General features: G+C 70.3%; 24 protein-coding genes and 1 pseudogene. 9 read left to right on the top strand and 16 right to left on the bottom strand.

Annotated features, from left to right (window positions below; all coding sequences use genetic code 11):
- Nucleotides 1–64 precede the first annotated feature (64 nt).
- Both VF106_RS01590 and VF106_RS01585 read left to right on the top strand, forming a co-directional pair.
- On the top strand, nt 65–1,006 hold the full coding sequence (locus tag VF106_RS01590) for an acyl-CoA desaturase (RefSeq protein ID WP_330837706.1): 942 nt from the start codon (nt 65–67) through the stop codon (nt 1,004–1,006).
- On the top strand, nt 1,003–2,094 hold the full coding sequence (locus VF106_RS01585) for a glycosyltransferase (RefSeq protein WP_330837705.1): 1,092 nt from the start codon (nt 1,003–1,005) through the stop codon (nt 2,092–2,094). The genes VF106_RS01590 and VF106_RS01585 overlap by 4 nt, the downstream gene beginning before the upstream one ends.
- On the opposite strand, the gene VF106_RS01580 is transcribed toward VF106_RS01585, so the two are convergent.
- On the bottom strand, nt 2,063–2,851 hold the full coding sequence (locus VF106_RS01580) for an SGNH/GDSL hydrolase family protein (RefSeq protein ID WP_330837704.1): 789 nt from the start codon (nt 2,849–2,851) through the stop codon (nt 2,063–2,065). The genes VF106_RS01585 and VF106_RS01580 overlap by 32 nt on opposite strands.
- A 70-nt stretch (nt 2,852–2,921) precedes the next feature.
- The gene (locus VF106_RS01575) at nt 2,922–3,701 is read right to left on the bottom strand and encodes a pentapeptide repeat-containing protein (RefSeq protein WP_330837703.1); all 780 of its coding nucleotides are present in this window, start codon (nt 3,699–3,701) and stop codon (nt 2,922–2,924) included.
- 23 nt (nt 3,702–3,724) lie between these two features.
- Between VF106_RS01575 and VF106_RS01570 the strand changes: the two genes are divergently transcribed.
- Entirely contained in the window at nt 3,725–4,714 is a 990-nt protein-coding gene (locus VF106_RS01570) for a serine hydrolase (RefSeq protein WP_330837702.1), read from the top strand.
- 1 nt (nt 4,715) lies between these two features.
- On the opposite strand, the gene VF106_RS01565 is transcribed toward VF106_RS01570, so the two are convergent.
- On the bottom strand, nt 4,716–5,489 hold the full coding sequence (locus VF106_RS01565) for an SGNH/GDSL hydrolase family protein (RefSeq protein WP_330837701.1): 774 nt from the start codon (nt 5,487–5,489) through the stop codon (nt 4,716–4,718).
- An 86-nt stretch (nt 5,490–5,575) separates the two neighbouring features.
- On the opposite strand from VF106_RS01565, the pseudogene VF106_RS01560 reads away from it, so the two are divergent.
- Nucleotides 5,576–6,607, top strand: a pseudogene (locus VF106_RS01560) (glycerophosphodiester phosphodiesterase); the annotation flags it as partial.
- Nucleotides 6,593–7,597, top strand: a complete 1,005-nt coding sequence (locus VF106_RS01555) for a glycerophosphodiester phosphodiesterase family protein (protein ID WP_330837774.1) — start codon at nt 6,593–6,595, stop codon at nt 7,595–7,597. The pseudogene VF106_RS01560 and the gene VF106_RS01555, both read left to right, overlap by 15 nt.
- Here VF106_RS01555 and VF106_RS01550 read toward each other — a convergent pair.
- From VF106_RS01550 to VF106_RS01540, 3 genes are all read right to left on the bottom strand, one after another.
- The gene (locus VF106_RS01550) at nt 7,575–8,129 is read right to left on the bottom strand and encodes an HdeD family acid-resistance protein (RefSeq protein ID WP_330837700.1); all 555 of its coding nucleotides are present in this window, start codon (nt 8,127–8,129) and stop codon (nt 7,575–7,577) included. The two genes, VF106_RS01555 and VF106_RS01550, sit on opposite strands and share 23 nt — an antisense overlap.
- 317 nt (nt 8,130–8,446) lie before the next feature.
- A complete protein-coding gene (locus VF106_RS01545; RefSeq protein ID WP_524535841.1) occupies nt 8,447–9,091 on the bottom strand; it encodes a response regulator transcription factor in 645 nt (214 codons plus the stop codon).
- Complete coding sequence (locus tag VF106_RS01540) at nt 9,088–10,209, bottom strand: sensor histidine kinase (RefSeq protein ID WP_330837698.1); 1,122 nt, start codon at nt 10,207–10,209, stop codon at nt 9,088–9,090. Before VF106_RS01540 ends, VF106_RS01545 begins: the two co-directional genes overlap by 4 nt.
- 107 nt (nt 10,210–10,316) lie before the next feature.
- Here VF106_RS01540 and VF106_RS01535 point away from each other — a divergent pair, with 107 nt between their 5' ends.
- On the top strand, nt 10,317–10,832 hold the full coding sequence (locus tag VF106_RS01535; protein WP_330837697.1) for a YceI family protein: 516 nt from the start codon (nt 10,317–10,319) through the stop codon (nt 10,830–10,832).
- 56 nt (nt 10,833–10,888) lie between these two features.
- Entirely contained in the window at nt 10,889–11,935 is a 1,047-nt protein-coding gene (locus VF106_RS01530; protein WP_330837696.1) for an aldo/keto reductase, read from the top strand.
- Between the two features lie 708 nt (nt 11,936–12,643).
- On the opposite strand, the gene VF106_RS01525 is transcribed toward VF106_RS01530, so the two are convergent.
- The 4 genes from VF106_RS01525 to VF106_RS01510 all read right to left on the bottom strand — a co-directional run bounded on the left by VF106_RS01525 (nt 12,644) and on the right by VF106_RS01510 (nt 15,133).
- Entirely contained in the window at nt 12,644–13,849 is a 1,206-nt protein-coding gene (locus VF106_RS01525) for an RNA polymerase sigma factor (protein ID WP_414638830.1), read from the bottom strand.
- Nucleotides 13,850–13,851: 2 nt separating this feature from the next.
- Nucleotides 13,852–14,253, bottom strand: a complete 402-nt coding sequence (locus tag VF106_RS01520) for a YciI family protein (RefSeq protein ID WP_330837773.1) — start codon at nt 14,251–14,253, stop codon at nt 13,852–13,854.
- Between the two features lie 104 nt (nt 14,254–14,357).
- Nucleotides 14,358–14,561 carry a helix-hairpin-helix domain-containing protein gene (locus tag VF106_RS01515; RefSeq protein ID WP_330837694.1) on the bottom strand — a complete coding sequence of 68 codons (204 nt, stop codon included), beginning with the start codon at nt 14,559–14,561 and terminating at the stop codon, nt 14,358–14,360.
- Nucleotides 14,558–15,133, bottom strand: a complete 576-nt coding sequence (locus tag VF106_RS01510; protein ID WP_330837693.1) for a TIGR03086 family metal-binding protein — start codon at nt 15,131–15,133, stop codon at nt 14,558–14,560. Before VF106_RS01510 ends, VF106_RS01515 begins: the two co-directional genes overlap by 4 nt.
- Nucleotides 15,134–15,195: 62 nt before the next feature.
- Between VF106_RS01510 and VF106_RS01505 the strand changes: the two genes are divergently transcribed.
- The gene (locus tag VF106_RS01505) at nt 15,196–15,939 is read left to right on the top strand and encodes a DUF6597 domain-containing transcriptional factor (protein WP_330837692.1); all 744 of its coding nucleotides are present in this window, start codon (nt 15,196–15,198) and stop codon (nt 15,937–15,939) included.
- Here VF106_RS01505 and VF106_RS01500 read toward each other — a convergent pair.
- Genes VF106_RS01500 through VF106_RS01480 form a run of 5 tightly spaced genes read right to left on the bottom strand, consistent with a single transcriptional unit; the run spans nt 15,933 to nt 19,828 of the window.
- A complete protein-coding gene (locus VF106_RS01500; RefSeq protein ID WP_330837691.1) occupies nt 15,933–16,478 on the bottom strand; it encodes a hypothetical protein in 546 nt (181 codons plus the stop codon). The genes VF106_RS01505 and VF106_RS01500 overlap by 7 nt on opposite strands.
- Nucleotides 16,475–17,752: a hypothetical protein gene (locus VF106_RS01495; protein WP_330837690.1), complete on the bottom strand. Its 1,278-nt coding sequence runs from the start codon at nt 17,750–17,752 to the stop codon at nt 16,475–16,477. Before VF106_RS01495 ends, VF106_RS01500 begins: the two co-directional genes overlap by 4 nt.
- Complete coding sequence (locus VF106_RS01490; RefSeq protein ID WP_330837689.1) at nt 17,749–18,525, bottom strand: ABC transporter ATP-binding protein; 777 nt, start codon at nt 18,523–18,525, stop codon at nt 17,749–17,751. The genes VF106_RS01495 and VF106_RS01490 overlap by 4 nt, the downstream gene beginning before the upstream one ends.
- Nucleotides 18,526–18,539: 14 nt before the next feature.
- Nucleotides 18,540–19,304 (bottom strand): zf-HC2 domain-containing protein, encoded by a 765-nt coding sequence (locus VF106_RS01485; protein WP_330837688.1) that lies wholly within the window; start codon nt 19,302–19,304, stop codon nt 18,540–18,542.
- Nucleotides 19,301–19,828, bottom strand: coding sequence for an RNA polymerase sigma factor (locus tag VF106_RS01480; protein ID WP_330837687.1), 528 nt, complete (start codon nt 19,826–19,828; stop codon nt 19,301–19,303). The genes VF106_RS01485 and VF106_RS01480 overlap by 4 nt, the downstream gene beginning before the upstream one ends.
- 98 nt (nt 19,829–19,926) lie before the next feature.
- Between VF106_RS01480 and VF106_RS01475 the strand changes: the two genes are divergently transcribed.
- Nucleotides 19,927–20,640, top strand: a complete 714-nt coding sequence (locus VF106_RS01475; RefSeq protein ID WP_330837686.1) for a copper homeostasis protein CutC — start codon at nt 19,927–19,929, stop codon at nt 20,638–20,640.
- Here the strand turns inward: VF106_RS01475 and VF106_RS01470 are convergent.
- Nucleotides 20,628–21,329 carry a maleylpyruvate isomerase family mycothiol-dependent enzyme gene (locus VF106_RS01470; protein ID WP_330837685.1) on the bottom strand — a complete coding sequence of 234 codons (702 nt, stop codon included), beginning with the start codon at nt 21,327–21,329 and terminating at the stop codon, nt 20,628–20,630. The genes VF106_RS01475 and VF106_RS01470 overlap by 13 nt on opposite strands.
- Between the last annotated feature and the right edge of the window lie 34 nt (nt 21,330–21,363).

Genomic DNA, 21,363 nt, shown 5'->3' with positions numbered 1-21,363 from the left:
ACGTGAGGTCCCATTTGTCCACGAGGTGATGCGCCGTTCAGCCGCGCCTGGTTACGTGTGCCCCATGGAGTTGACGGCAGAGACCGGGAAACCGGTCCGGCAGGTACGCCCCCTGCACGGTGCGCCACGCGGGACGTGGCCGCAGATCGGCACTTACCTTTTCATCATCGTCCCGTTCCTCGCGCTGGTCGCGGCGGTTCCGCTCGCGTGGGGCCGCTGGCTCGGCTGGCTCGACCTGGGACTGGCCGCGTTCTTCTACGCGGCCACCTGTCTCGGCGTGACCGTCGGATTCCACCGTTACTTCACGCATCGCGCGTTCAAAGCGACGCGCCCGTTGCGAGTCGGCCTCGCAATTGCCGGCAGCATGGCGTTGCAGGGCCCGATCACGCACTGGGTGGCTGACCACCGCCGTCACCACGCGTTCTCCGACCGTGACGGGGATCCGCACTCGCCGTGGGCGTTCGGTACCTCACCGTTCGCGCTCGTCAGGGGATTCTGGCACGCGCACATGGGTTGGCTGTTCGACCGCAACCTCACCAACGCGGAGCGGTTCGCTCCCGACCTGCTCGCGGACCGGGACATCGTGCGGGTGCACCGCCAGTTCGGTCTGTGGACGGCTGTGACGTTGGTCGCACCGGCCGTGTTGGGTGGGCTGCTGTCGTGGTCGCTGTGGGGCGCGGTCACCGCGTTCTTCTGGGCCGGGCTCGTGCGCGTGTCGTTCCTGCACCACGTGACGTGGTCGGTGAACTCGATCTGCCACATGATCGGTTCGCGCCCGTTCGCCGCGCGGGACCGGTCGGCGAACTTCTGGCCGCTCGCGATCCTGTCGATGGGCGAGTCGTGGCACAACCTGCATCACGCGGACCCGACGTGTGCGCGGCACGGCGTCGGCCGCGGCCAGATCGACGTGTCCGCGCGGCTCATCTGGCTGTTCGAGAAGTTCGGCTGGGCCACGGACGTGCGTTGGCCGACGCCGAAGCGACTCGCCACGATGCGCAGGTCATGAAGATCGTCCAACTGGCCAACTTCTACAGCCCCACCTCCGGCGGCCTGCGCACGGTGGTGGACACGCTGGGGCGTGGCTACGTCGAGTCCGGGCACGAGCGGGTCCTCGTCGTGCCCGGCCAGCACCGCGCACGCACTCACACGGACAGTGGTCTGGTCATCACACTGCCCGGGGTGCCGGTGAGTGGGGGATACCGGGTGATGCCGCGATCGGCGGCGGTGTTGCGGGAACTGGACGACCTCGGCGACGACGTGTCGGTCGAGGTGTCCGACAAGACCACGCTCCTCGCGGTCGGCGACTGGGCAAGGGAACGCGGTCTGCGGACCGTGCTGCTCTCGCACGAGCGGCTCGACCGGTGGATCGAGGCACGCATACCCCGGCTGTGGCGGTCGGCGGGCCGGTTGTTGAAGCCGTTGGTGCGTGGCTGGAACAAGGGACTGGTGAACCGCTTCGACACGGTCGTGGTGACCTCGGCGTACGCGGAGCTCGAGTTCGAGGGGCTTTCGCTGCCGTTGCGCCGGATCCCGCTCGGCGTGGACCTGGACACCTTCCGCCCAGCGGAAACCGAGCCGTCCGAGGTGGCCCGGCTCGTGTACGCCGGCAGGCTGTCACACGAGAAGAACCCGAGGGCGGTGGTCGCCGCCGTCAACGAGCTCGTCGCGGACGGTGTGGCGGTGCGGCTGGACGTCTACGGCGACGGCCCCGAGCACCCCGCGCTGCGCAGGCTGGCACGGGGACTGCCGGTGGAGTTCCACGGGCACGTGTCCGACCGCGCGTCGCTGGCGCGGGCACTGTCCACGGCGGACGTGGCGTTCGCGCCGAGCGTGGCCGAGACTTTCGGACTGTCCATCCTGGAGGCGATGGCGTGCGGCACCCCCGTGGTCACGTCGGTCACCGGTGGCGCGCCGGAACTGCTCGCCCCGGGCGCCGGCGTCGCGGTGGCGGCCACTCCGGCGGGACTCGCGGCTGGCGTGCGGGAGGTGCTGTCGTGGCCGGCTTCCTACCGGAGGGCGGCGGCTCGCGCGCGGGCCGAGCAGTTCCCGTGGTCGGCCACCATCAACGCGATGCTCGACGTGCATACGGCCTGACGAATGTCGACAGCGCGTACGGGACGAGGTCCCTGCCGCGGCGGACCAGCCAGGGCACGCCCTTGAAGACCAGCCATCCCCAGCGGGCGAGCCGGCCGGGCGTGCGGCCGCCCGCGCACTGCAGTGACACTTCCTTGTGGACGGTCGTGCCGGCGGCCGCCAGCTGGTCTGCCATCGCGCGGGCGAGGAGCCGGTGGCCGAGCTCGGAGGGGTGCAGCCGGTCCACGGCCCACGCGGCGGTCTCGTAGATACCCGGCAGCTGAGCGAGATCGATGACCCCGATCCCGTGGCGCCGGCTGACGGTGTCCAGGATCTCGTTGAGCGCCGCGATCCTGCTCGCCAGCGCACGCCTGATGGGCCCCGGCAACCGGAACACCCGGTGGTGCTCGTGGTACTTCGCGGTGATCACAGTGGACCCGACGGCCACGAGCGCGCCGACCACGTGGTCCATGTCCGCGAGCAGCTTGTCGGGGTCGAAGTCCGACCGCATCGTGTCGTTCATGCCCACCACGACGATGGTCACGTCGGGTCGCGCGGCCAGTGCCGCCGGCAGCTGTTTCTCCAGCACGCCACCGACCCGTGAGCCACTGACCGAGAGGTTGGTCAACCGTGCTCCCCCGAGCGCCTCGGCGAGCATCGGCGCGAAGCCGCGCCAGCCCCCGCCGAGCGCGGGATCCCCGATGCCGACCCCGACCGAGTCGCCGAGCACGGCGAGAACGAGCCCTGTGGGCGCCGCGTGTACCAGCACGAACAGCATGATCCGTGGCTATTTCGCACATTCAGTGAGAAGCCGGTGAGCGCACGGTATCGACTTGGGGAACCTTCGCTCACCAGTGCGTCGGACGGGTCAGCGTGTCCGGGAACGTCGTCGTACGGTCACCCTGCGTCGCGTTCAGCTGGAACTGCGTCAGGAACAGGACATCCCGCAGATCCGCGCCGCTGACATCGGCGTTGCGGAGGTCGGCGCCCAACAGGTCGGCCTCGCGGAGATCCGCGCCGCGCAGATCGGCACCGATCAGATACGCGCCCCGCAGGTTCGCGCCCCGCAATATCGCCTTGCGCAACCTGGCGCCGATCAGGTCGGCACCACGATGGTCCTTCTTACCGCGAATGGCGGCGCGAACGTTTTCGCTCGTGCGGGCAAGCAGCGGCCGAATTCGCTGGCGCAGTTCATCAACATCCACTGCCATCAGGGTTTTCGCGTCCGCGTGAGTCAGTTTCTCGACGTCGGTGAGCGTCGCGGCCACGTCGTCGGCCGGGGCACGGTCGGCCGCCTCCGTGAGGTACCAAAGGATCTCGTGCAGTTGGCGCATCACGCCGAAGACCGCGAACATCTCCTCGGCCGTCTTGGGGGCCTCACGCCAGCTGATGCCCTGGTAGGTGACCTGGGCGACCTTCTGGCCCGCGCCAAGGCAGTCGAACACCGTGCACCCGGGAAAGCCTTGCGGCCGCAGCGTTTCGTGTATGCCGCAGCGGAAGTCGGTGAGCAGGTTGGGGCACGGCCGGCCAGCTGGTTTGTCCAGTGCGAAGTCGGCCGACCGCGTGAAGGCCGGTGCCACGCAACACAAGCCGAAACAACTCGCACAGTCGGCTCGCAACGCGTTCATGGTCAACACGGTAGCGTGTCGGCGTGAAACTCAACCGCAGGTCCGCTCTCGGACTCGGCACCGTCGCGACCGCGACGGCCGTGCTGGGAGCCAACGCAACGCAAGCCAGCGCGGAGCCGACCGACCCGGCGCAACGGGTCGCTCGCATGTACAACCGCGCGGTAGCGAACGCCCAGGGGGTCTGGTCGTCGTTCGTCACGGTCGGCGGCGCGACCGCCGTCGAGGTCAACGCCGACGCCGTCGTCGAGGCCTACAGCGTCAACAAGCTCGGGGTCGCCGTGGCCGTCCTCGACAAGATCGATCGGGGGCTGCTGACACTCGACCAGCGCGTCGAGCTGACCGCGGCCATCGTCATCCAGGACATCGACGGGATCTTCGCGCTCGACCGCGCGTACCCCAGCTCGATCACGCTGGGCCACGTGATGTCCAACCTGCTGACGCTGTCCGACAACACGTGCGTCCGGCTGTGCGGGCTCGTGTGCCCGGCGCTGGAGCTGAACGAGATCCTGCGCAACAAGGGGTTCGTGCACACGCAGGTCGTCCCGGTGGCCAACCCGAACCGGTTCTTCCTCGGTAAGACCACCCCGCGCGAGACGCACACGCTGCTGTCCAGGCTGGTGGCCGGCGAACTGCTGTCGGCGACGTCGACGGACTACCTGCTCAACGTGATCCGCTCGACCTCGGCGTTCAACGACGGTATCCGCCTCAACCTTTCCACACCGGAGCGTCTCCGCGTGGCCACGAAGGCAGGCTGGTTCAACGACGGCCGCAACGAGGCCGGGATCGTCTTCACCGAGGACGGCAGGCCGGGCGCGGTCTACTCGCTGTTCGCGCGTGGGCCGTTCGCCGGTGACGCCGCGGTCAACGACGCCGACTTCGGCGCGCCGCACCCGGCGATGCGGGCAAGGCAGGCGCTGGGCCGCACGCTCGTGGACGTCGTCGACGCGACACCCGCGCCGACCGGCACGCGTGTCCACTACATCCCGAAGATCCAGCACAGCAACGGCGGCTGAGCTACAGCTCGGTCACGGGCGTCAGCTCAGGGCGTTTCGGCAGGAAGCCGTCGCCCGGCTGGCGCCCGATCAGCCGGTTGCGCAACGTGCCGTGCACTGCCGGGTAGACGTGGTGCCGCAGCCAGGCCGCATGGCGGGATGCCGTGCGCCACAACGGTTCGCGGGTCGCGGGCGGTAGCGGGGCGAGCCAGTCGGGGTCGGCCGGCACGCCGAGCACCGCCAGTACGTGGGCCGCCACCCGCTGATGTCCCCGCGTGCCGAGGTGCAGCCGGTCCGCCCCGTACAGGCGCTCGTCGTCGCAGAACGGGTCCTCCCGGACGTCCACCAGCAGCGCGCCGTGCCGGGCCGCTGTCGTGATGATCAGGTCGTTCAGCGCCTCGACGCGCGGACGCAGCCGGCGAAGGCCCGGCAGCCGGGCGATGTCGGGCAGGGTGAACAGCACCACCGTCCCCGCGGCCTCGGTCAGCGCGGCCACCGCGGTGTCGAGTGACCGCGCCGTGGACTGCCAGCGGCTCTGCAGCACATCATTGCCGCCGCCGAACAACGTCACCAGGTCCGGGCGCTGCGCGACGGCCAGCGGGACCTGCTCGGCCAGGATCTGGTCGAGCCGCCGGCCACGCACGGCCAGGTTCGCGTACTCCAGCGACGGCGACACCCGGGACAGCGCGGCCGCGGTCAGGTCCGTCCATCCCCGGTAGGTCGTGCCGTCGGGGTACAGGTCGTCCAGGCCTTCGGCGCAGCTGTCGCCCAGGGCGACGTAACGGCGGTAGTGCATCCGTTCACGATAGACGCCCGCGGTACACCAGGAGTTCAGCTCCGCGCAACCTCACACATGCCGGACCGCCCGCGCCCCCAACGACGATGTCCGTTATGAGAAGGCACATAGCCGGCGCGCTCGTCGGCCTACTGCTGTTCAGTGGCACCTCGGTCGCCGACGAGCGGCACAACCGCGAGTTCGACGTCCAGGCTCACCGCGGCGGCCTCGGGCTGCGGTCCGAGAACACCCTCAGCTCGTTCGGGAACGCCCTCCGGCTCGGGGTGACCACACTGGAGCTGGACATCCAGATCACCGAGGACGGGCAGGCCGTCGTCACGCACGACCGGCGCGTGGCCGCCCACAAGTGCCTCGACACCGCGCCGGTCACACCCGGCGACCCCGAGTTCCCGTACGTCGGCAAGTACGTTCGCAACCTCACGCTGGCGCAGGTGCGGACACTGGACTGCGGCAGCCTGCGCCTCGCCGACCGGCCGGAGCAGCAGGTCACGCCAGGCTCGCGCATGCCGCTGCTCAGCGAGGTGTTCGGCCTGGTCGAGCGGTACGGCGCGGACAATGTCCGCTTCAACATCGAGACCAAGGTGGAGGCCGGCGCCCCGCAGGAGACGGCGCCGCGTGAGCAGTTCGTCCAGGTCGCCGCGCGGGAGATCCGCGCGGCCGGTCTTCTGCGCAGGGTCACCATCCAGAGCTTCGACTGGGGCGCGCTGACGCGGATGCGGCAGGTCGAGCCGCGCCTCCCGCTCGTGGCGCTCACGAACTTCGACTTCCTGCAGACCGGGCAGCCCGGCGCGTCGCCGTGGCTCGGCGGGTTGGACATCGACGACTTCGGCGGCGACCCGATCGCGGCGATCAAGTCCTTCGGTGCCACCACGTTCTCGCCGGTGCACGGCTTCCCGCAGAACGGCACGGTGACCGACCCCGGCTACCGGCCGTACGTGACCGCCGAGATGGTGGCGCACGCACACCGCAACGGGATCAAGGTCGTGCCGTGGACGGTCAACGACCTGCCGACCATGCGGAAGTTGGTGGCGGACGGCGTCGACGGCATCATCTCCGACTATCCGGACCGGCTGCGGCAGGTCGCGGCGGAGCACCACTTCCGCCTGCCGCGCGGGTACGCGTCCCCGTTCGACATCCAGGCACACCGGGGTGGCCGGTCCGTGCGGCCGGAGAACACGCTCGCCGCGTTCCGCAACGCTCTGGCGATGCCGGATGTGTCCACTCTGGAGCTGGACACCGGCGTGACGCAGGACGGCGTCCTGGTGGTCACCCACGACCGCACGGTCAACGGCTCGCATTGTGTCGACACGGCACCGGTTTCGCCCGGCGACCCCGAGTTCCCGTACGTCGGCAAGGTGATCCACGACCTGACGCTCGCGCAGGTGCGCACCCTCGACTGTGGATCGAAGACGCTGCCGGACTTCCCGGGACAGCAGGCGGTGCCTGGTGAGCGGATCCCGACGCTGCGTGAGGTGCTGGACGTCGCCCGCACCCGCCCGGACATCCGGTTGAACGTGGAGACGAAGATCAGCCCGCTCGTCCAGGACACCGCGGACTACCGGGACTTCACGCGGAAACTGGTGCGCGCACTGTCCGGTTGGGAGCGTCGGGCGACGATCCAGTCGTTCGACTGGCGCACCATCCGGTACGCGCGGCAGCTCAACCCCCGGCTCCAGACCGTGGCCCTGGTGTGGCAGTACGGCCCGGCGGAGTGCCAGACGCTGGCGGACGAGTGCTCGCTGCGGGCCGCTTACGGTGATCCGTCGGTGAAGAGCCCGTGGACCGGCGGCCTCGACTGGTGGAGGTACCAGGACCTGGGCAAGCTGACCCGTGCCGCGGGCGCGTCGACGGTGTCGTCGAACTGGCAGGTGCACGACCCGGCGCAGACGGTCGTCGCCAGCCCGGACTGGTACCTGCGGACCAGCCCGGACTATTTCCACGGGCCGTCGGTGGCGGTGCTGCGGGAGCGGTACGGGTTGAAGGTCGTGCCGTACACGGTCAACGACGAGGCGACCATGGACCGCGTGATCGCACTGGGCGTCGACGGGTTGATCTCGGACGACCCGGAGCTGCTGGTGAAGGTGGCTAGACGAGCGGGCCTGCGGTAGCGCTCGCCTTCCCGAGCGCGCGGAGCCGCATGCCGAGCACGATCAGGACGATTCCCCAGGCCAGGGCGAAGGCGGCGATCGCGGTGATGAGCGCGATCGCCCCTTCGGCCGGCTGGACGATGAGGAGCAGCCCGAGCACGAGGACCACCACACCGGACAGCGCGAGGAACCACTCGTTGCGGATGACCTTGCGCAACCGAACGGCGGCGGCGATCTGGGTGACACCGGCGAAGATCGCCCACACGGCGATGATCACCAACAGCGCGATGACCGTGATCTGCGGCCACACCAACGCGATCACCCCGGCAAGGACCCCGAGCACGCCGAGCGCGACCATGTAGCCCCGATCGGTGCCCCGCCCGATGCCCATGACGAGGGCCGCGACCCCGTCGAGCAACGTGTAGGCCCCGAACAGGAGCGCCAGCGCGAGCACCGTGATCTCGGGCCACGCGATGGCGAGGACCCCGAAGAGCACGGCGACGACGCCACGAAGAACGACAAGCTGCCAGCGACGCGCCAAGAGTTCCAACACACGAGAATCGTCAACCCACACGCCCACCCGAGCAACGCGGTACCCCAAGATTCCGCCGTCCGAGTGGCCAACTCGCGTGTCCAACACCAGAGACCCGCGTGTCCAACGCTCCAGACCACTGAGTTCAACAAATAAGCGCGCACGAATTGTTCAACTCACCCGTCGCCACTGTTGGACACGCGCGTCCAGTGTGTTGGACACGCGGGTCGGGACTGTTGGACACGCGGGCTGTCCACAGGCGCGTGTTCGGGCCGGCCGGAATTGTCGGTGGCTTGCCGTAGGCTGGAAAACGGGGGCCGGAGGCCACGTCCGCGCTGTCAGGCCAGGTCGGCGTCGTGGACCAGTAGGGCTATCTGGGTGCGGTTGCCGACGTCCAGTTTGGTCAGTACTCGGGTGATGTGTGCCTTCACCGTCGCCACGCTGACGTGCAGTTCCGCCGCGATCTCGGCGTTCGTCCTGCCCCGGCCGACGGCCACCGCCACGTCGTGTTCCCTCGCCGACAGAGTGGCCAGCGCCGACCGGGCCCGGGTGAACGTGCCGGCTTCGATCGCCACCCGGTCCATCAGCCGGCGGGTGATCCGCGGCGACAGGATCGGGTCGCCCGCCGCCACCCGCCGGATGGCCGCCGCTATCTCCGCCGGCGGCGCGTCCTTCAGCAGGAACCCGCTGGCCCCGGCGCGCAGTGCCCGCAGCACGTTCTCGTCCGTGTCGAACGTGGTCAGCACGATCACCTCGGGCGGGTGCGCGCGGGCCCGTACCCGCGCGGTCGCGGCGATGCCGTTGACGCGCGGCATCCGGATGTCCATCAGCACGACGTCCGTCGGGTGCGCGTCGAGCGCGGCCGGCACCTGGTCCCCGTCACCGGCCTCGCCGACGACCCGCAACCCTTCCGCGCCGTCGAGCATCATCGTGAGCCCGGACCGCACCAGCGCGTCGTCGTCGACGACCAGCACCCTGATCATGTCGGCCACGGTAGCGATGCGGACAGCCGGAACTCCGTCGCCGTGGACCGGTGGTCGAGCCGCCCGCCCGCGAGCCGCACCCGTTCGGTCAACCCCACCAGTCCGGTGCCGGTCCCGGGAATCGCCGACGCCCCGCCGAGCGGGTTCGACACATCGATCCGCAGGAGATCCCCGGGTTCGCCGCCCAACTCGACCCGCACCGGCTGTCCCGGCGCGTGTTTGCGTGCGTTCGTCAGCGCCTCCTGCACCACCCGGTACACGGTCCGCCCGGTCGTGCCCGGCACGTCGACGGCACCGACCGCGTCCCGCAACTCCACCGCCGTGCCGATCGCCCGCGACTCCTCGATCAGCGTCGGCAGGTCGGACAGCGCCGGTACCGGGCGCGCCAGGTCGTCGGCCGGGTCGTCCCGCAGCAACGCGATCACGTCCCGCAGCTCGTTCAACGCTTGGTGCACGGTCGTCCTGATCACTCCGGCCGCTTCCGAGAGCCGTTCCGGCGGCTGGTCCGGCCGGTACTCGAGCGCGCCGGCGTACGTCGCCAGCAGCGAGAGCCGGTGTGCGAGCACGTCGTGCATCTCCCGCGCGATGCTCGCCCGCTCCGCTGCCCGCGCCTCCGCGACCCGCCTGCCCTGCTCGGCCTCCGCCCGCTCGGCCCGCTCCCGCAACGAGTTGATCACCGCGGCCCGTGCCGCGGCGAGCGCACCCCATCCGACCAGCCCGGCGTGGAGCACGACCATGAGGATGAGGTACCAGTCGTACGGCAGGCTGCTGTTCCGCAGCCACAGCCCACGAACGGCGTGGGCTCCGATGCCGAGGACCCCGGCCCCGATCGCCACCGGCAGTGGTTTCGTGCGTGCGATGTGGATCGTGGCGATGTTCGCGAGCGGCGTACCCGTGCCGGCCAGCGCCGTCAGCGCGATGAGCGGCAGCCCGAGCCGCAACGAGCGGCAGAGCAGCAGGGGGAACAGCGCTATCCCCACGACGCCGACCGCGAGTTCGAGGACGAGCTGGCCACCCCGCATGCCGCCGGCGTAGGCGTCGTACGCCACGGCCGCGACCAACACCGTGATCACGCCGGTGGTCGCCCACAACCGCCATCCACTCAGTTGGTAGGACACGGCGAAAGCGTACGAGTCCGCCGGCGTGCCGACCATCGACCAAAGTCGAACCTTCGTCGACCGCCCGGCCGATGCACGCACCCGCCGGAAGCGACGACGCTACCGCCATGACAACGATCGAGGCACCCACCACCGGCCGCTACCGCATCGAGCCGAGCGAGACGACGATCTCGTTCGCCACCCGGCATTTCTTCGGGCTCGCTCCCGTCCGGGGCACGTTCGCCCTGCGTGAAGGAGTCGTGCATGTGGCCGAACCCGTTGCGGCGTCGATGGTTCGCGTGACCGTCGACGCCCGCCGGTTCGACACCGGGCACACCGTGCGGGACGACAACGTCCGCTCGCCACGGTTTCTCGACGCTGCGCGGTGCCCCGACATCACGTTCGTGGCCAACGGCGTCGCCGACGGCCAGGTCGCGCGGGGCACGCTCACCGTGCGCGGCCGCACCGAGCCGCTCGACGTCCGGATCGACGAGGTCCGTGCGTTCGGTGACCGCCTGCACATCCGGGCGAGCGCGGAGGTCGACCGCTACGCGTGGGGTATCACCGCCATGAAGGGCATGACTGGCCGCCGGCTCCGGTTCACGCTCTCCGCCGTCGCCACCCGCGACCTCGGCGAGGCTTGACCTGGAGTCCGCTCCAGCCAGTACGGTCCGCACACCAAACCGACTGGAGGAAGACGTTGCGGTATCGCGTACTTGGCGGCACGGGCATCGAGGTGAGCGTCCACTGTCTTGGCGCCATGATGTTCGGCGCCATCGGCAACCCCGATCACGACGACTGTGTGCGGATCATCCACGGCGCACTCGACGCCGGCATCAACTTCGTCGACACCGCCGACATGTACTCGGCCGGCGAGTCGGAGGAGATCGTCGGCAAGGCGCTGCAGGGCCGGCGGGACGACGTCGTGCTCGCGACGAAGGTGCACTTCCCGTTCGGGGAGGGGCCGAACAAGGGCGGCAACTCGCGGCGCTGGATCGTCCACGAGGTGGAACAAAGCCTACGGCGGCTACGTACCGACTGGATCGACCTGTACCAGATCCACCGCCCGGACTACACGACCGACATCGAGGAGACGCTGTCCGCGCTCACCGATCTGGTGCGGGCGGGCAAGATCCGCGCGTTCGGCAGCTCGACGTTCCCGCCGGCGGACGTCGTCGAGGCCTACCACGTCGCGGAACGCCGGGGGCTGCAACGGTTCCGCACCGAGCAGCCGCCGTACTCCTTGCTGGCACGGGGAATCGAGACGTCCGTACTGCCGACGTGCGCGCGGCTGGGCATGGGTGTGCTGACGTGGAGCCCGCTGGCGTCCGGGTTCCTGTCCGGCCGCGTCCGCAAGGGGCAGGTCGACATGACGACCGGCCGCGCGGCGCTGATGCCGCAACGGTTCGACCCTGCGCTGCCGGTGAACCAGCGCAAGCTGGAGGTCGTCGAGCAACTCGTCGAGGTCGCGGACGGCCTCGGCTGCACGCTGCCGGACCTGGCCGTCGCGTTCGCCGCCGCACACCCGGCCGTCACGTCCGTGATCATCGGCCCACGCACGATGGACCACCTGACCGCGACGCTGAAGGGCGCCGCACTGGTACTCGACGACGCCACACTGGACCGGATCGACGAGATCGTGCCGCCGGGCACCGACCTCTACCGCGCGGACGGGGCCTGGTCGCCACCGTGGCTGACCAACACCAACCTGCGCCGCCGCCCGCAGGACGACCGGCCGGCAGCCTGAGGCAGAGCAGCGGCCGGTTTCGCCGTTGATCTGCCGGGCCTGCACCACCTGTCGTTCGAGGTGCCGGACATCGAGGCGGTCCGCCGCGCGGAGACGACGCTGCGGGACCTCGACATGTTGTCCACAGCCCACCGAGTTGTCCACAAGCAAGATCGACTTCGCGGTGATTGTCACCCCCTACCGGTAGACTGGCACGGCGGGACGCCCCCGGGATCGGGTCAGGGTTCCGTCAAAGTCGGGTCCGCGCTGGACCTGACACTCGTTCGGCCTGGGAGGCGCGCCCCCAGGGTTTCCTTGTGGAACGCTCACTCCAGATTCGCCGGGGATCTTGCTCAGCTGCACTCACCGCACGTCAGGGAGCGAAGCTCGCTTCGCGGACGGTTCGAGCTGGTGGCCGTGCGAGGAAGGCGTCCTCCATCACGCCCAGCGTGAGGAAGGCTCCCTTCACCACCCCGCGCTCCGCCAAGGCCGGATCCCGGATGCCCTGAAGGGCACCATCAAGACATCAGCCACCCTGCGGGCGGCGCAACCCAGCTCGCCCTCCCGGAGAAGCAAGACCTTGACGGAGCCCTGCGGGATCGGGTGGGGGACTGCTTTCGCAACCACCTGTGTTGGCGTTGATCATTGAACGGCTCGTTCCGGAGGATCAAAGCGCAGGGATTCCTTGTGCCGCACGGGAAGCACTGCTCGCCATCGTGGGGTCGGGGGTCAGTCGAGTGCGAGGGTGGCTGCTTTCGTGTTCAGGTAGCGCTGTTCTGGCAGTGACCGGGTGTGCTGGGCCGCGAGGCGGTACGCGGCCAGCGCGCCCGGCACGTCGCCGGCCATCTCCAGCAGGTGGGCGCGGACCGCGTGCAGACGGTGGTGCGAGGCCAGTCGCTTGTCCTCCTCGAGTGCCGTGACCAGTGCGAGGGCCGGCTCCGGTCCCCGGGCCATGGCCACCGCCACGGCGTGGTTGAGCGCTGTCATCGGGTTGGGTGCCATCGACAGCAGCGCCTCGTACAGCGCCTCGATCTGCGGCCAGTCCGTGTCGGCGGCCGTCGGGGCCTCGTCGTGCAGGGCGGCGATCGCGGCCTGCAGCTGGTACGGGCCCGACGCGATCTTCAGGGCCGCTGTCACCAGTTCGACGCCCTCCTCGATCATGTCCTGCCGCCACAGCGATCTGTCCTGCGACTCCAGCGGTATCAGGGCGCCGTCCTTGCCGACACGCGCAGCCCGGCGCGCGTCGGTCAGCAGCATCAGTGCCAGCAGCCCCGCCACGTCGGCGTCGCGGGGCAGCAGCCGGTGCACGATCCGGGTCAGACGTATTGCCTCCGTCGACAGCTCCTCGCGGTAGGCACGCGGACCGGCCGTGCTCACGTAACCCTCGGTGAAGATCAGGTACAGCACACGCAGCACAGCCGCCAGCCGTTCCGCACGGTCCGCCGGCAGGCGGAACGGCACCCGGCTCGCCTTCACCCGCTGCTTGGCCCTGCTGATCCGCTGGCCCATCGTCGGTTCGGGCACCAGGAACGCCCGCGCGATCTCCTGGGTGGTGAGGCCGGCGACCGACCGCAGCGTGAGCGCGATCTGCTGCTCGGGCGGCAGGGCGGGGTGGCAGCACAGGAACAACAGGATCAGCGTGTCGTCGGCGTCACCCAGGTCGTCGGCGGACGGCGCGGTCGCCGGCAGCGTCCATGTCTCCTCCCGGCGCCGCCTCGCCTGCTCGGCACGCAGCAGGTCGGTGAGTCGGCGTGCCGCGACCGCGATCAGCCACGCCTTCGGGTCGTCCGGCACGCCGTCGCGCGGCCACTGTGCCGCCGCCGCGATCATGGCCTCCTGCACCGCGTCCTCCGCGGTGTCGAAGTGGCCGTAGCGACGCACGACCGCGCCGAGGACCTGCGGCGCCAACTCCCGCAGCAGGCCCTCACCACGCACGGTCACGCCATCAGCTCCTCCACGCTGCTCATGATCGGCCGGATATCGACGAAGCCGCGGCCGCGCACGTGGTCCGGCGCGGGCGTGTCGTCCAGTTTCGCGACGATCTCGGTGGCCCGGTCGAAGCTCACGCAGTCGATGATCGTGAACCCGGCCAACACCTCCGCGGTCTCCGCGTACGGGCCGTCGGTGACCACGTTCCCGGCACCGACGCGCCGGGTGTGCACCGGCGCGGCCAGCCCTTCCGCCGCGACGAACTCACCGGACTCCACCAGCTCGTTCACCCACTTGCCCATGAACTCGCCCATCGCGCCGACCTCTTCCGGGGTCCACGCCCGCCCGGTCGGGGTGTCCTTTCCTCCCATCGCGTCGTAGTCGGCCTGGGACGCGTAGTGCAGGATCATGTACTTCACGGCTGTTCTCCTCCGCGTTCGACGGTGTTGTCGGCCGGGACGTCGAGACCGTGGCCGCCTAGCTCGACATCATCCGCCTAATGTGACCGAGGTCACTATTCGGCGAAGGAGAGTCCCCGCGACGCCAGTTCCTCACCCAGGATCCGGATCGCCTTCGGACCGACGCCGTGGATCTTCAGCAGGTCCTTCGCCGACACCCGGGTCAGCTGGTCGTAGGTCGTGTACCCGTGGCTCGCGAGCTCGCGGTTGGCGACCTTGCCGATCCCGTGGGGGAACTCCGTCGTCGGGGTTTCGGTCATACGGTGACCGTACTGACCCACGCCGGGTCGCGGCCCGTGATCCCGAGGATCCGGTCGAGCGTCGGCGCGTCGGCCGGCACCGGCACCTCCGGCCCGTAGATACCCATCGCGCGGCCCTGCTCCACACCCTCCGCGACCGCGCCGAGCAGGTAGGTGAGCAGGTCTTCCGGCAGGTCGAGCCGCTGTCCGGTGGCCTGCGCGAAGTCCCATCCGTGCACGACCAGCTCGCCGGTGATCATGTCGCCGATCATCGCGGCGGGCATCTCGTTCGGACCGCCCATGTAGGTCGTGCCCTCCCAGGCGGACACCGGCTCCCACGTCCGCGCGGTGCGGTCGAGCTGTGCGAGCAGGTCGCCACGCCAGTCACCGGTCGTCAGGTCGACCTCGGTGGCCGGTGGCGGAACGGACTCCTTGCGCCCGGCGCCCTCCAGCGACGGACCCCAGAACAGCAGGTGGTTGACCAGCGCCCGGACGTCGTACTCGGTGCACGGCGTCGGGTTCGTGAGCTGGTCGGGCGTGATGGAGCGGACAACGGCGGCCATCGCGTCGGCCGCTGTGGACAGATGTGACATGCCGGCAAACCTAGGGGCGCGGCGCCGGACGGTATTGAACAAACGCGTCATACACTCGGGCAGTGGGGAGGGACGCTCGCGAACTGCGGGGCGCGTGGACCAGGTACCAGCGGCACGACCGCCACGAGCCGTCACCGGAGCTGGCGCCGTGGGTGGCGCGCTACTGGGAGGCGCACTGGGACTACGCCGAGCCGTACCACCAGAAGATCGTGCCGTACCCGAACGTGCACCTGTCGTTCGGCGAGGGCCGCGCGGACGTGAACGGCGTGGTCAGCGGCTACCAGATCAAGGTGCTCGAGGGCGCCGCCGGCGTGTTCGGCGTCGCGTTCCGACCCGGCTGCTTCAGGCCGTTCCTCGGCGCGCCCGTCTCGACCATCACCGACAAGGTCGTGCCGGCCGCCGAGGTGTTCGGCACCGACCTGCCCGAGCGGCCCGACAAGGCGGAGATCGAGGCGTTCCTGCTGGCGCGCCTGCCGGCACCGGACCCGAGAGCGGACGAGGCGGCCAACGCCGTCGAGACGATTGCCACCGATCCGACGGTGACCAGGGTCGAGACACTCGCGGACGTGACGGGGACCAGCGTGCGTGGGCTGCAGCGGCTGTTCGCCGAGTACGTCGGCATCGGGCCGAAGTGGGTGATACGCCGCTACCGCCTGCACGGGGTGACCGAGCGGTTGGCCGCCCAGGAGCCGGTCGACTGGGCGGCGCTCGCGGCGGACCTGGGCTACGCCGACCAGGGCCACTTCATCCGCGACTTCAAGAACATGTTCGGGGAGACGCCCACCTGGTACGCCGAGCGCTACTGAGTGCGAGGTCCGCGCACGGCGTAGACCAGCAGACCGCCGATTCCCAGCCCGCCGGCCGCGACCGTTGCCGCCGTGGTGTCCGGGGGCTGGAGCGGCCAGGTGACGAGCGGTGCCACCGGCGGTCTGCCCGCCATCGACACGCTCAGCGCCACCACCGTCCACACCATCGGCAGGCACCACGCCAGGCCGCCGCCCAGCACTGTGACACCGAGCGCGGCCAGACCCGTGAGCCCGATCGCGTTGCGTACCAACACTTCCGTCTCCGTCGCCGGGCCGATCGTCCCCAGGAGAGCCGCCGCCACCGCGATCAACGCCACGTGCGCGACCCGGCGCGGACGCCAGTCCAGTGCCGCGGTGCGTTCCAGCGCGGGGTCGGGCCCGGCCAAACCGGTCGCGGCCACGCTGGTCACCACCGCCACCGTGAACAACGTCACCATGGACTCACTGGCCAGCGCGGTGATGCCGGCAGCGCAGGCGACCGCGGTGGCGGCCCCGACCAGTACCTGCCGCGACCGCAGGTACAGCACGAGCCACTTCACAGCGCCAGCTCGTGCCCGCAGGTGAGCGTGGCGTTCCGCCATGCGGCCACTTGCTCGGCCTGCTCGTCCGGCGACAGCGCCCGCAGTTCCTGCCACGCCTGCTTGATCTCCTTGTGCTTGGTCTCCCACACGTAGTCGTATCCGGGTAGCGGCGCCAGTTCTCCTATGAGCCACGACGTGACGACGATCTCCGTGCCGAGCTTGCGGAAGTCCCCGTTCGTGTCGGTCGGGCACGGTGGCATGCCGATGCCACCAAGGACGAGCGACCGGATCTCCTCGGGGTTCTCCGTTGGTAGGAGCAGGAACAGTGGCGTCGCGCCCGCCGGCAGCTGGCCGATCTCCCCGTCCGGCGGCAGTTCCACGACCGAGGTCGGTGGGTCTGGCAGCTTTTCCAGCAGTGCCAAAGCTTCCCGTGCCGGGCCGACGACCGCCGGGAGGGCGTCGGAGTGTGCCCGCGTCATACACACCCGTGGCCCGTTCTCGTCGCACACCAGCGCCCGGGCGTCGAGATCCGGCACTGTCTTGTCCGCATTGGACAGAAAGGGTACGGCCACGGCGGCGGACAGCAACAACGGCACCAGTGCGACGATCTTCCTCCGGGCGACCAGCAGGCAGTAGCCCGCGGCCCCGAGCCCGGCGAACCACAGCACCTGCGTGAGCGTCACCGGCACCGCCACGGTCCGGAACACGTTGATGTCCCAGGTCTGGAACGTGGGCGTCAGCAGCAACGGCACGCCGCCCATGAAGCTGGAGGCCTGTGCGGCCAGTGCGGCAACAGCAACCACCGGCGGCACGACGAGCCACGGCAACAGTCGGCCGATTCCCATGCCCAGCAAGGCAATGCCGACCAGCGACAGGACCATGACCCCGGCGACCGGCACCCATTTCAGGTGGTGGTAGGTCGTGGTCCGCGCCACCTGCACGCCGCCGACCACGAACAGCACGACACACGCGGCGGTCACGGCGAGGGCCACGGCGCCCGCGAGCGGCAGTACCCGCCGCCAGGCGGCTTTCGGTGTGGTGGCGAACAGTTCGTCCACACCCGAACGTGCGTCCCGCAGGCCCTGCCACACACCGGCACCCGCCACCAGCGGCCACAGGAACGACAGGAGGTAACGCATCCACTGCGCGAGGCCGGTCCACTGCTCGTTCCAGGCCGCGGTGTCCTTCCACCATGGCCCGGACAGCGAGTAGATGAGCGCCAGCGCGCACACCAGCAGGCCGATGCCGATCACCGGCGCCGCCGAGCGGCGGAGTTCCGTGCGGAGGATCATCGACCCGCTCCTCGTGCCAGCAAAGCGGAGTAGCCACGTTCCATGGGGCTGTCGCCGGCGTCCTCTTCGGAACCGGCCGCGGCCAGTTTCGCGGTCGGGCCCTGGAACACGACCCTGCCCTCGTCGATCAGCACGACGTCGGTGCAGGCGGCGGCAACGTCCTCGACCAGGTGCGTGGACACCACGACACATGTGTCGTCGAGCTCCCGCAGCAACTGCCGGAACTGCATGCGCTGTGCGGGATCCAGCCCGGCCGTCGGCTCGTCGAGCAGCAGGATCGCCGGGTCGTTGACGAGCGCCTGTGCGAGTCCGGCGCGGCGGATCATGCCGCCGGACAACGTTTTCAGCTTGGCGTCGGCCCGGCCGGCGAGCCCGACCCGCTCGATCGCACGCTGCACCGCGCCGGGGATCTCGGCTTTCGGCATCTCCTTGAGCCACGCCACGTACTCGACGAACTCGCGCACGGTGAACCGGCGGTAGAAGCCGAACTCCTGTGGCAGGTAGCCCAGCCGGCGACGCACGTCCCGCTGCTTGGCGCCGCCGAGCAGCGCCAGTGTGCCGCCCGAGGGTCGCAACACGGTGGCGAGCGCGCGGATCAGCGTGGTCTTGCCAGCACCGTTGGGACCGAGCAGGCCGTGCACGCCGGTGGTGAGCGCGAGGTCGACGCCGTCCACCGCCATCCGCCGGCCGGCACGCACCCGCAGTTCCGTGGCGTGGATCTCGAACGGGTAGGTCGTCGGAGCGATCTCGGCCGCACTGACGATTCGCGGCATGCTGTTGTCTCCCATCAGCTTTCCAGTCGGGTGTAGACGGTGGCGCGCAGCCGGAGGACGAGCGCGCCGACCACGAACACGGCGGCCCAGATCCCGAGCGCGGTGGGTTCGAGCACGGCGGGCGGCCGCGCGGTGACGAGGCTGGGCCCGATGACGAGCACGGTCCACGCGGTGACGAGTCCGGCCGCGGCCCGGCGTACCCCGACGAACCCGCCGAGCGCCAGCGTCGCCACGGTGAACGCGAGGCAGGGGAGCAGCCAGCGGATCGGTGACGTCCAGGTGGCGACCGCGAGGAGCGGGATGACGACCGCGAGCACCGCGACCGTGCGGCGCAGCACGAGATGGAGTCCGGCCCGTGGCGTGGCGGTGACCAGTTCGTGAGCGGGATCGAGGCCGCGCGCCCATGCCGCCGCGACCCCCGCGACAGGTGTCACGGGTGCGAGCAGCAGGGCCACCGACGGGTACGGGGGCGCGACGAGCCAGTCGATGAGGATCGCGAGCAGCGTGACCAGCACGGTCATCACGAGCCAGGGCACCATGGTCGGCGTCGCCCAGGTGGTGAGCCGGCGTGCTCTGCGTACCGGCACCGTTTCCGCGGCCGCGATCCCGGCCCAGACCTGCTCGACGAGCGGTGCCACGGAAGTCGCCTCCGTCGCGAGCCGCGCCCGACAGTCCGCACAGGACTCGAGATGGACGTCGACGGCCCATGTCGTGCTGTCGGGAAGGTCTTCTCCGTCGGCGTACTGGCGGAGAAGCCTCGGGGACACATGCGAACTCATGACAGCGCCTCCCGCATTGCCAGCCGGGCCCGGCGGGCCCTTGTCTTGACCGTGCCCTCCGGGACGCCCAGGAGGGCAGCCGTCTCGCGGACCGTCAGGCCGTCGACCACCATCGCCTGTAGCACCTGCCGCAGTTCCGGCGCCAGTCGCGCCAGCGCGACCCCGACCTCGTCACCGACCACATCGGACAGTGCCTCGTCCTCCGCGGCGGGTACGACCGGTTCCGCGGCGGACAACGGGGCGGCGTCGCGAGCACGCCGGCGAAACGCGTCCACCAGGCGGCGCGTCGCGATCGTCCACAGCCACCCCACCGCGGAACCACTCACCGCCGCGCCGGCGAACCTGTCCGCCGCCCGCCACACCGCCAGAAAGGTCTCCTGCATGACCTCGGCGACGATCTGCTCGTCCGCGCAGCGGCGCCGCAACCGGACCGCCAGCCAGGGCGCCGTCTGCCGGTACAACTGCTCGAACGCCGCCCGATCACCCCCAGCGACCAGGCGAACAAGCTCCTCCTCGTCACGCATGCCCGGCTAGACGCCACCCACCCCCACCCAGGTTCTCCTCCACCTATGACCTGCATCACAGCCCAGAACGTCGCAGGTAGACCCGCGATACTCGGGGGGTGCGGGTGGAGATCAGTGTCGAGTCGTTGTGGGGTGTGCGGGTTGCCGTCGCCGCTGGCGCGGCTCGGGTGGAGTTGTGTGCCGGGCTGTCCGATGGCGGACTCACGCCCAGCGTGGGGCTCATCGAGGCCGCTGCGGAGATTGCCGAGGTGCACGTCCTTGTTCGGCCTCGGCCTGGAGGGTTCGTCTACAGCCGGGACGAGATGGGGCTCATCGTCCGCGATATCGCCGTCGCCCGGGAGCATGGGGCGGCCGGGGTCGTCGTCGGCGCGTTGACCGAGGAAGGTGCGGTCGACGACCACTGTGCCGCGTTCGTCGAGGCCGCCGAGGGCATGCACACCACCTTTCACCGGGCCATCGACGTCAGCGCCGACTCCCGTCGCGCGCTGGACCGGATCGCCGCGCTGGGGTTCACCCGGGTGTTGACCTCCGGCCGGTGCCGGTCCGCTCTCGACGGCGCGCCCCTCATCAAGGACCTGGCGGCCCGCACCGCGGTTGAGGTGATGGCGTGCGGTGGGGTGCGGGCCGCCAACGCCGCGCGGGTCCTCGCGGCGACCGGGGTGCGTGACCTGCACGCTGCCCCGCGCCGCCCGGTCGGGACGGCGCCGGGCGGCGAGGTGTCGTACGCGGGGGTCGGCGTGCCCGCCGGCCACGACCATTTCGAGACCGATCCGGACGAGGTCGCCGCCCTCTGCGCGTTTCAGACGGAGTAGGTCAGCAGTTCGGCGGCCAGCGCGCGGTCACCGGTCACGGTCACCTGATCGAGCGGAATCCGCCGCATGAGCACGAGCAACAGGTCCTGAGTGGACCCCCGCAGCGTCACGTCCGCCGCCGCGGCACCCTGCGACCACGCGTGTCCCGCCGTGGTTCGGGTGATCAGCCAGCCGTCCCCAGTGGACGGTCGCAGCGCGATCGTGCCTTCCCGGTCGCCGGGAAAGCTCGCGAGCCCCGGGGTGGCCAGCAGTTCCAGCCCTTCGCTGATCGTGTCGGCGGCTCGTTCGGCTGACACGGGATACGGCACGTCCGCCGTGAACGCCGCGTCCGCCGTGTGCACGACCAGGTCCGCGAGCAGGCGGCGGACCCACCAGCGCGCCGGGCGTGGCCCCACGATCGTCCACACCGTGGTGTCCGCCCCCACCTCCGCGACCGCGTCGAGCAACTCGTCCGCGCCGGCCAACAGCCAGTCGGTCCACCCGGCCCGCGGCCCCGGTTCGGCATCCCGAGGGTCCGGCACGGGCGCCGGCGCACCGGACCGCAGGTTGCCCGCCACCCAGCGCGGCGCCTGGCCAATGTGTCCGACGAGGTCCCGCAGCAGCCACTCCGGGCAGGTCGGTACCTTCTCGTCCGGTTCGAGACCGGCCACGACCTCGGCGAACGTGCCAGTCTGTGCTCGTAGTTCCATGGCCGTACGGTAGGAACTCCAGTCAGGTGGAGGT

The organism is Actinophytocola sp. (genome assembly GCF_036378875.1).
In the GTDB taxonomy this organism is placed as follows: Bacteria; Actinomycetota; Actinomycetes; order Mycobacteriales; family Pseudonocardiaceae; genus Actinophytocola.
Note: the sequence above shows the minus strand (reverse complement) of the source record. Positions and strands in the feature narration are given on the sequence as shown.

Coding starts and splice junctions, on each gene's coding strand:
- VF106_RS01590 (WP_330837706.1), top strand. CDS start 65: ATGGAGTTGACGGCAGAGACCGGGAAACCGGTCCGGCAGGTACGCCCC.
- VF106_RS01585 (WP_330837705.1), top strand. CDS start 1,003: ATGAAGATCGTCCAACTGGCCAACTTCTACAGCCCCACCTCCGGCGGC.
- VF106_RS01580 (WP_330837704.1), bottom strand. CDS start 2,851: ATGCTGTTCGTGCTGGTACACGCGGCGCCCACAGGGCTCGTTCTCGCC.
- VF106_RS01575 (WP_330837703.1), bottom strand. CDS start 3,701: ATGAACGCGTTGCGAGCCGACTGTGCGAGTTGTTTCGGCTTGTGTTGC.
- VF106_RS01565 (WP_330837701.1), bottom strand. CDS start 5,489: ATGCACTACCGCCGTTACGTCGCCCTGGGCGACAGCTGCGCCGAAGGC.
- VF106_RS01545 (WP_524535841.1), bottom strand. CDS start 9,091: ATGATCAGGGTGCTGGTCGTCGACGACGACGCGCTGGTGCGGTCCGGG.
- VF106_RS01535 (WP_330837697.1), top strand. CDS start 10,317: ATGACAACGATCGAGGCACCCACCACCGGCCGCTACCGCATCGAGCCG.
- VF106_RS01520 (WP_330837773.1), bottom strand. CDS start 14,253: ATGATCCTGCACTACGCGTCCCAGGCCGACTACGACGCGATGGGAGGA.
- VF106_RS01515 (WP_330837694.1), bottom strand. CDS start 14,561: ATGACCGAAACCCCGACGACGGAGTTCCCCCACGGGATCGGCAAGGTC.
- VF106_RS01510 (WP_330837693.1), bottom strand. CDS start 15,133: ATGTCACATCTGTCCACAGCGGCCGACGCGATGGCCGCCGTTGTCCGC.
- VF106_RS01495 (WP_330837690.1), bottom strand. CDS start 17,752: ATGATCCTCCGCACGGAACTCCGCCGCTCGGCGGCGCCGGTGATCGGC.
- VF106_RS01490 (WP_330837689.1), bottom strand. CDS start 18,525: ATGCCGCGAATCGTCAGTGCGGCCGAGATCGCTCCGACGACCTACCCG.
- VF106_RS01485 (WP_330837688.1), bottom strand. CDS start 19,304: ATGAGTTCGCATGTGTCCCCGAGGCTTCTCCGCCAGTACGCCGACGGA.
- VF106_RS01480 (WP_330837687.1), bottom strand. CDS start 19,828: ATGCGTGACGAGGAGGAGCTTGTTCGCCTGGTCGCTGGGGGTGATCGG.
- VF106_RS01470 (WP_330837685.1), bottom strand. CDS start 21,329: ATGGAACTACGAGCACAGACTGGCACGTTCGCCGAGGTCGTGGCCGGT.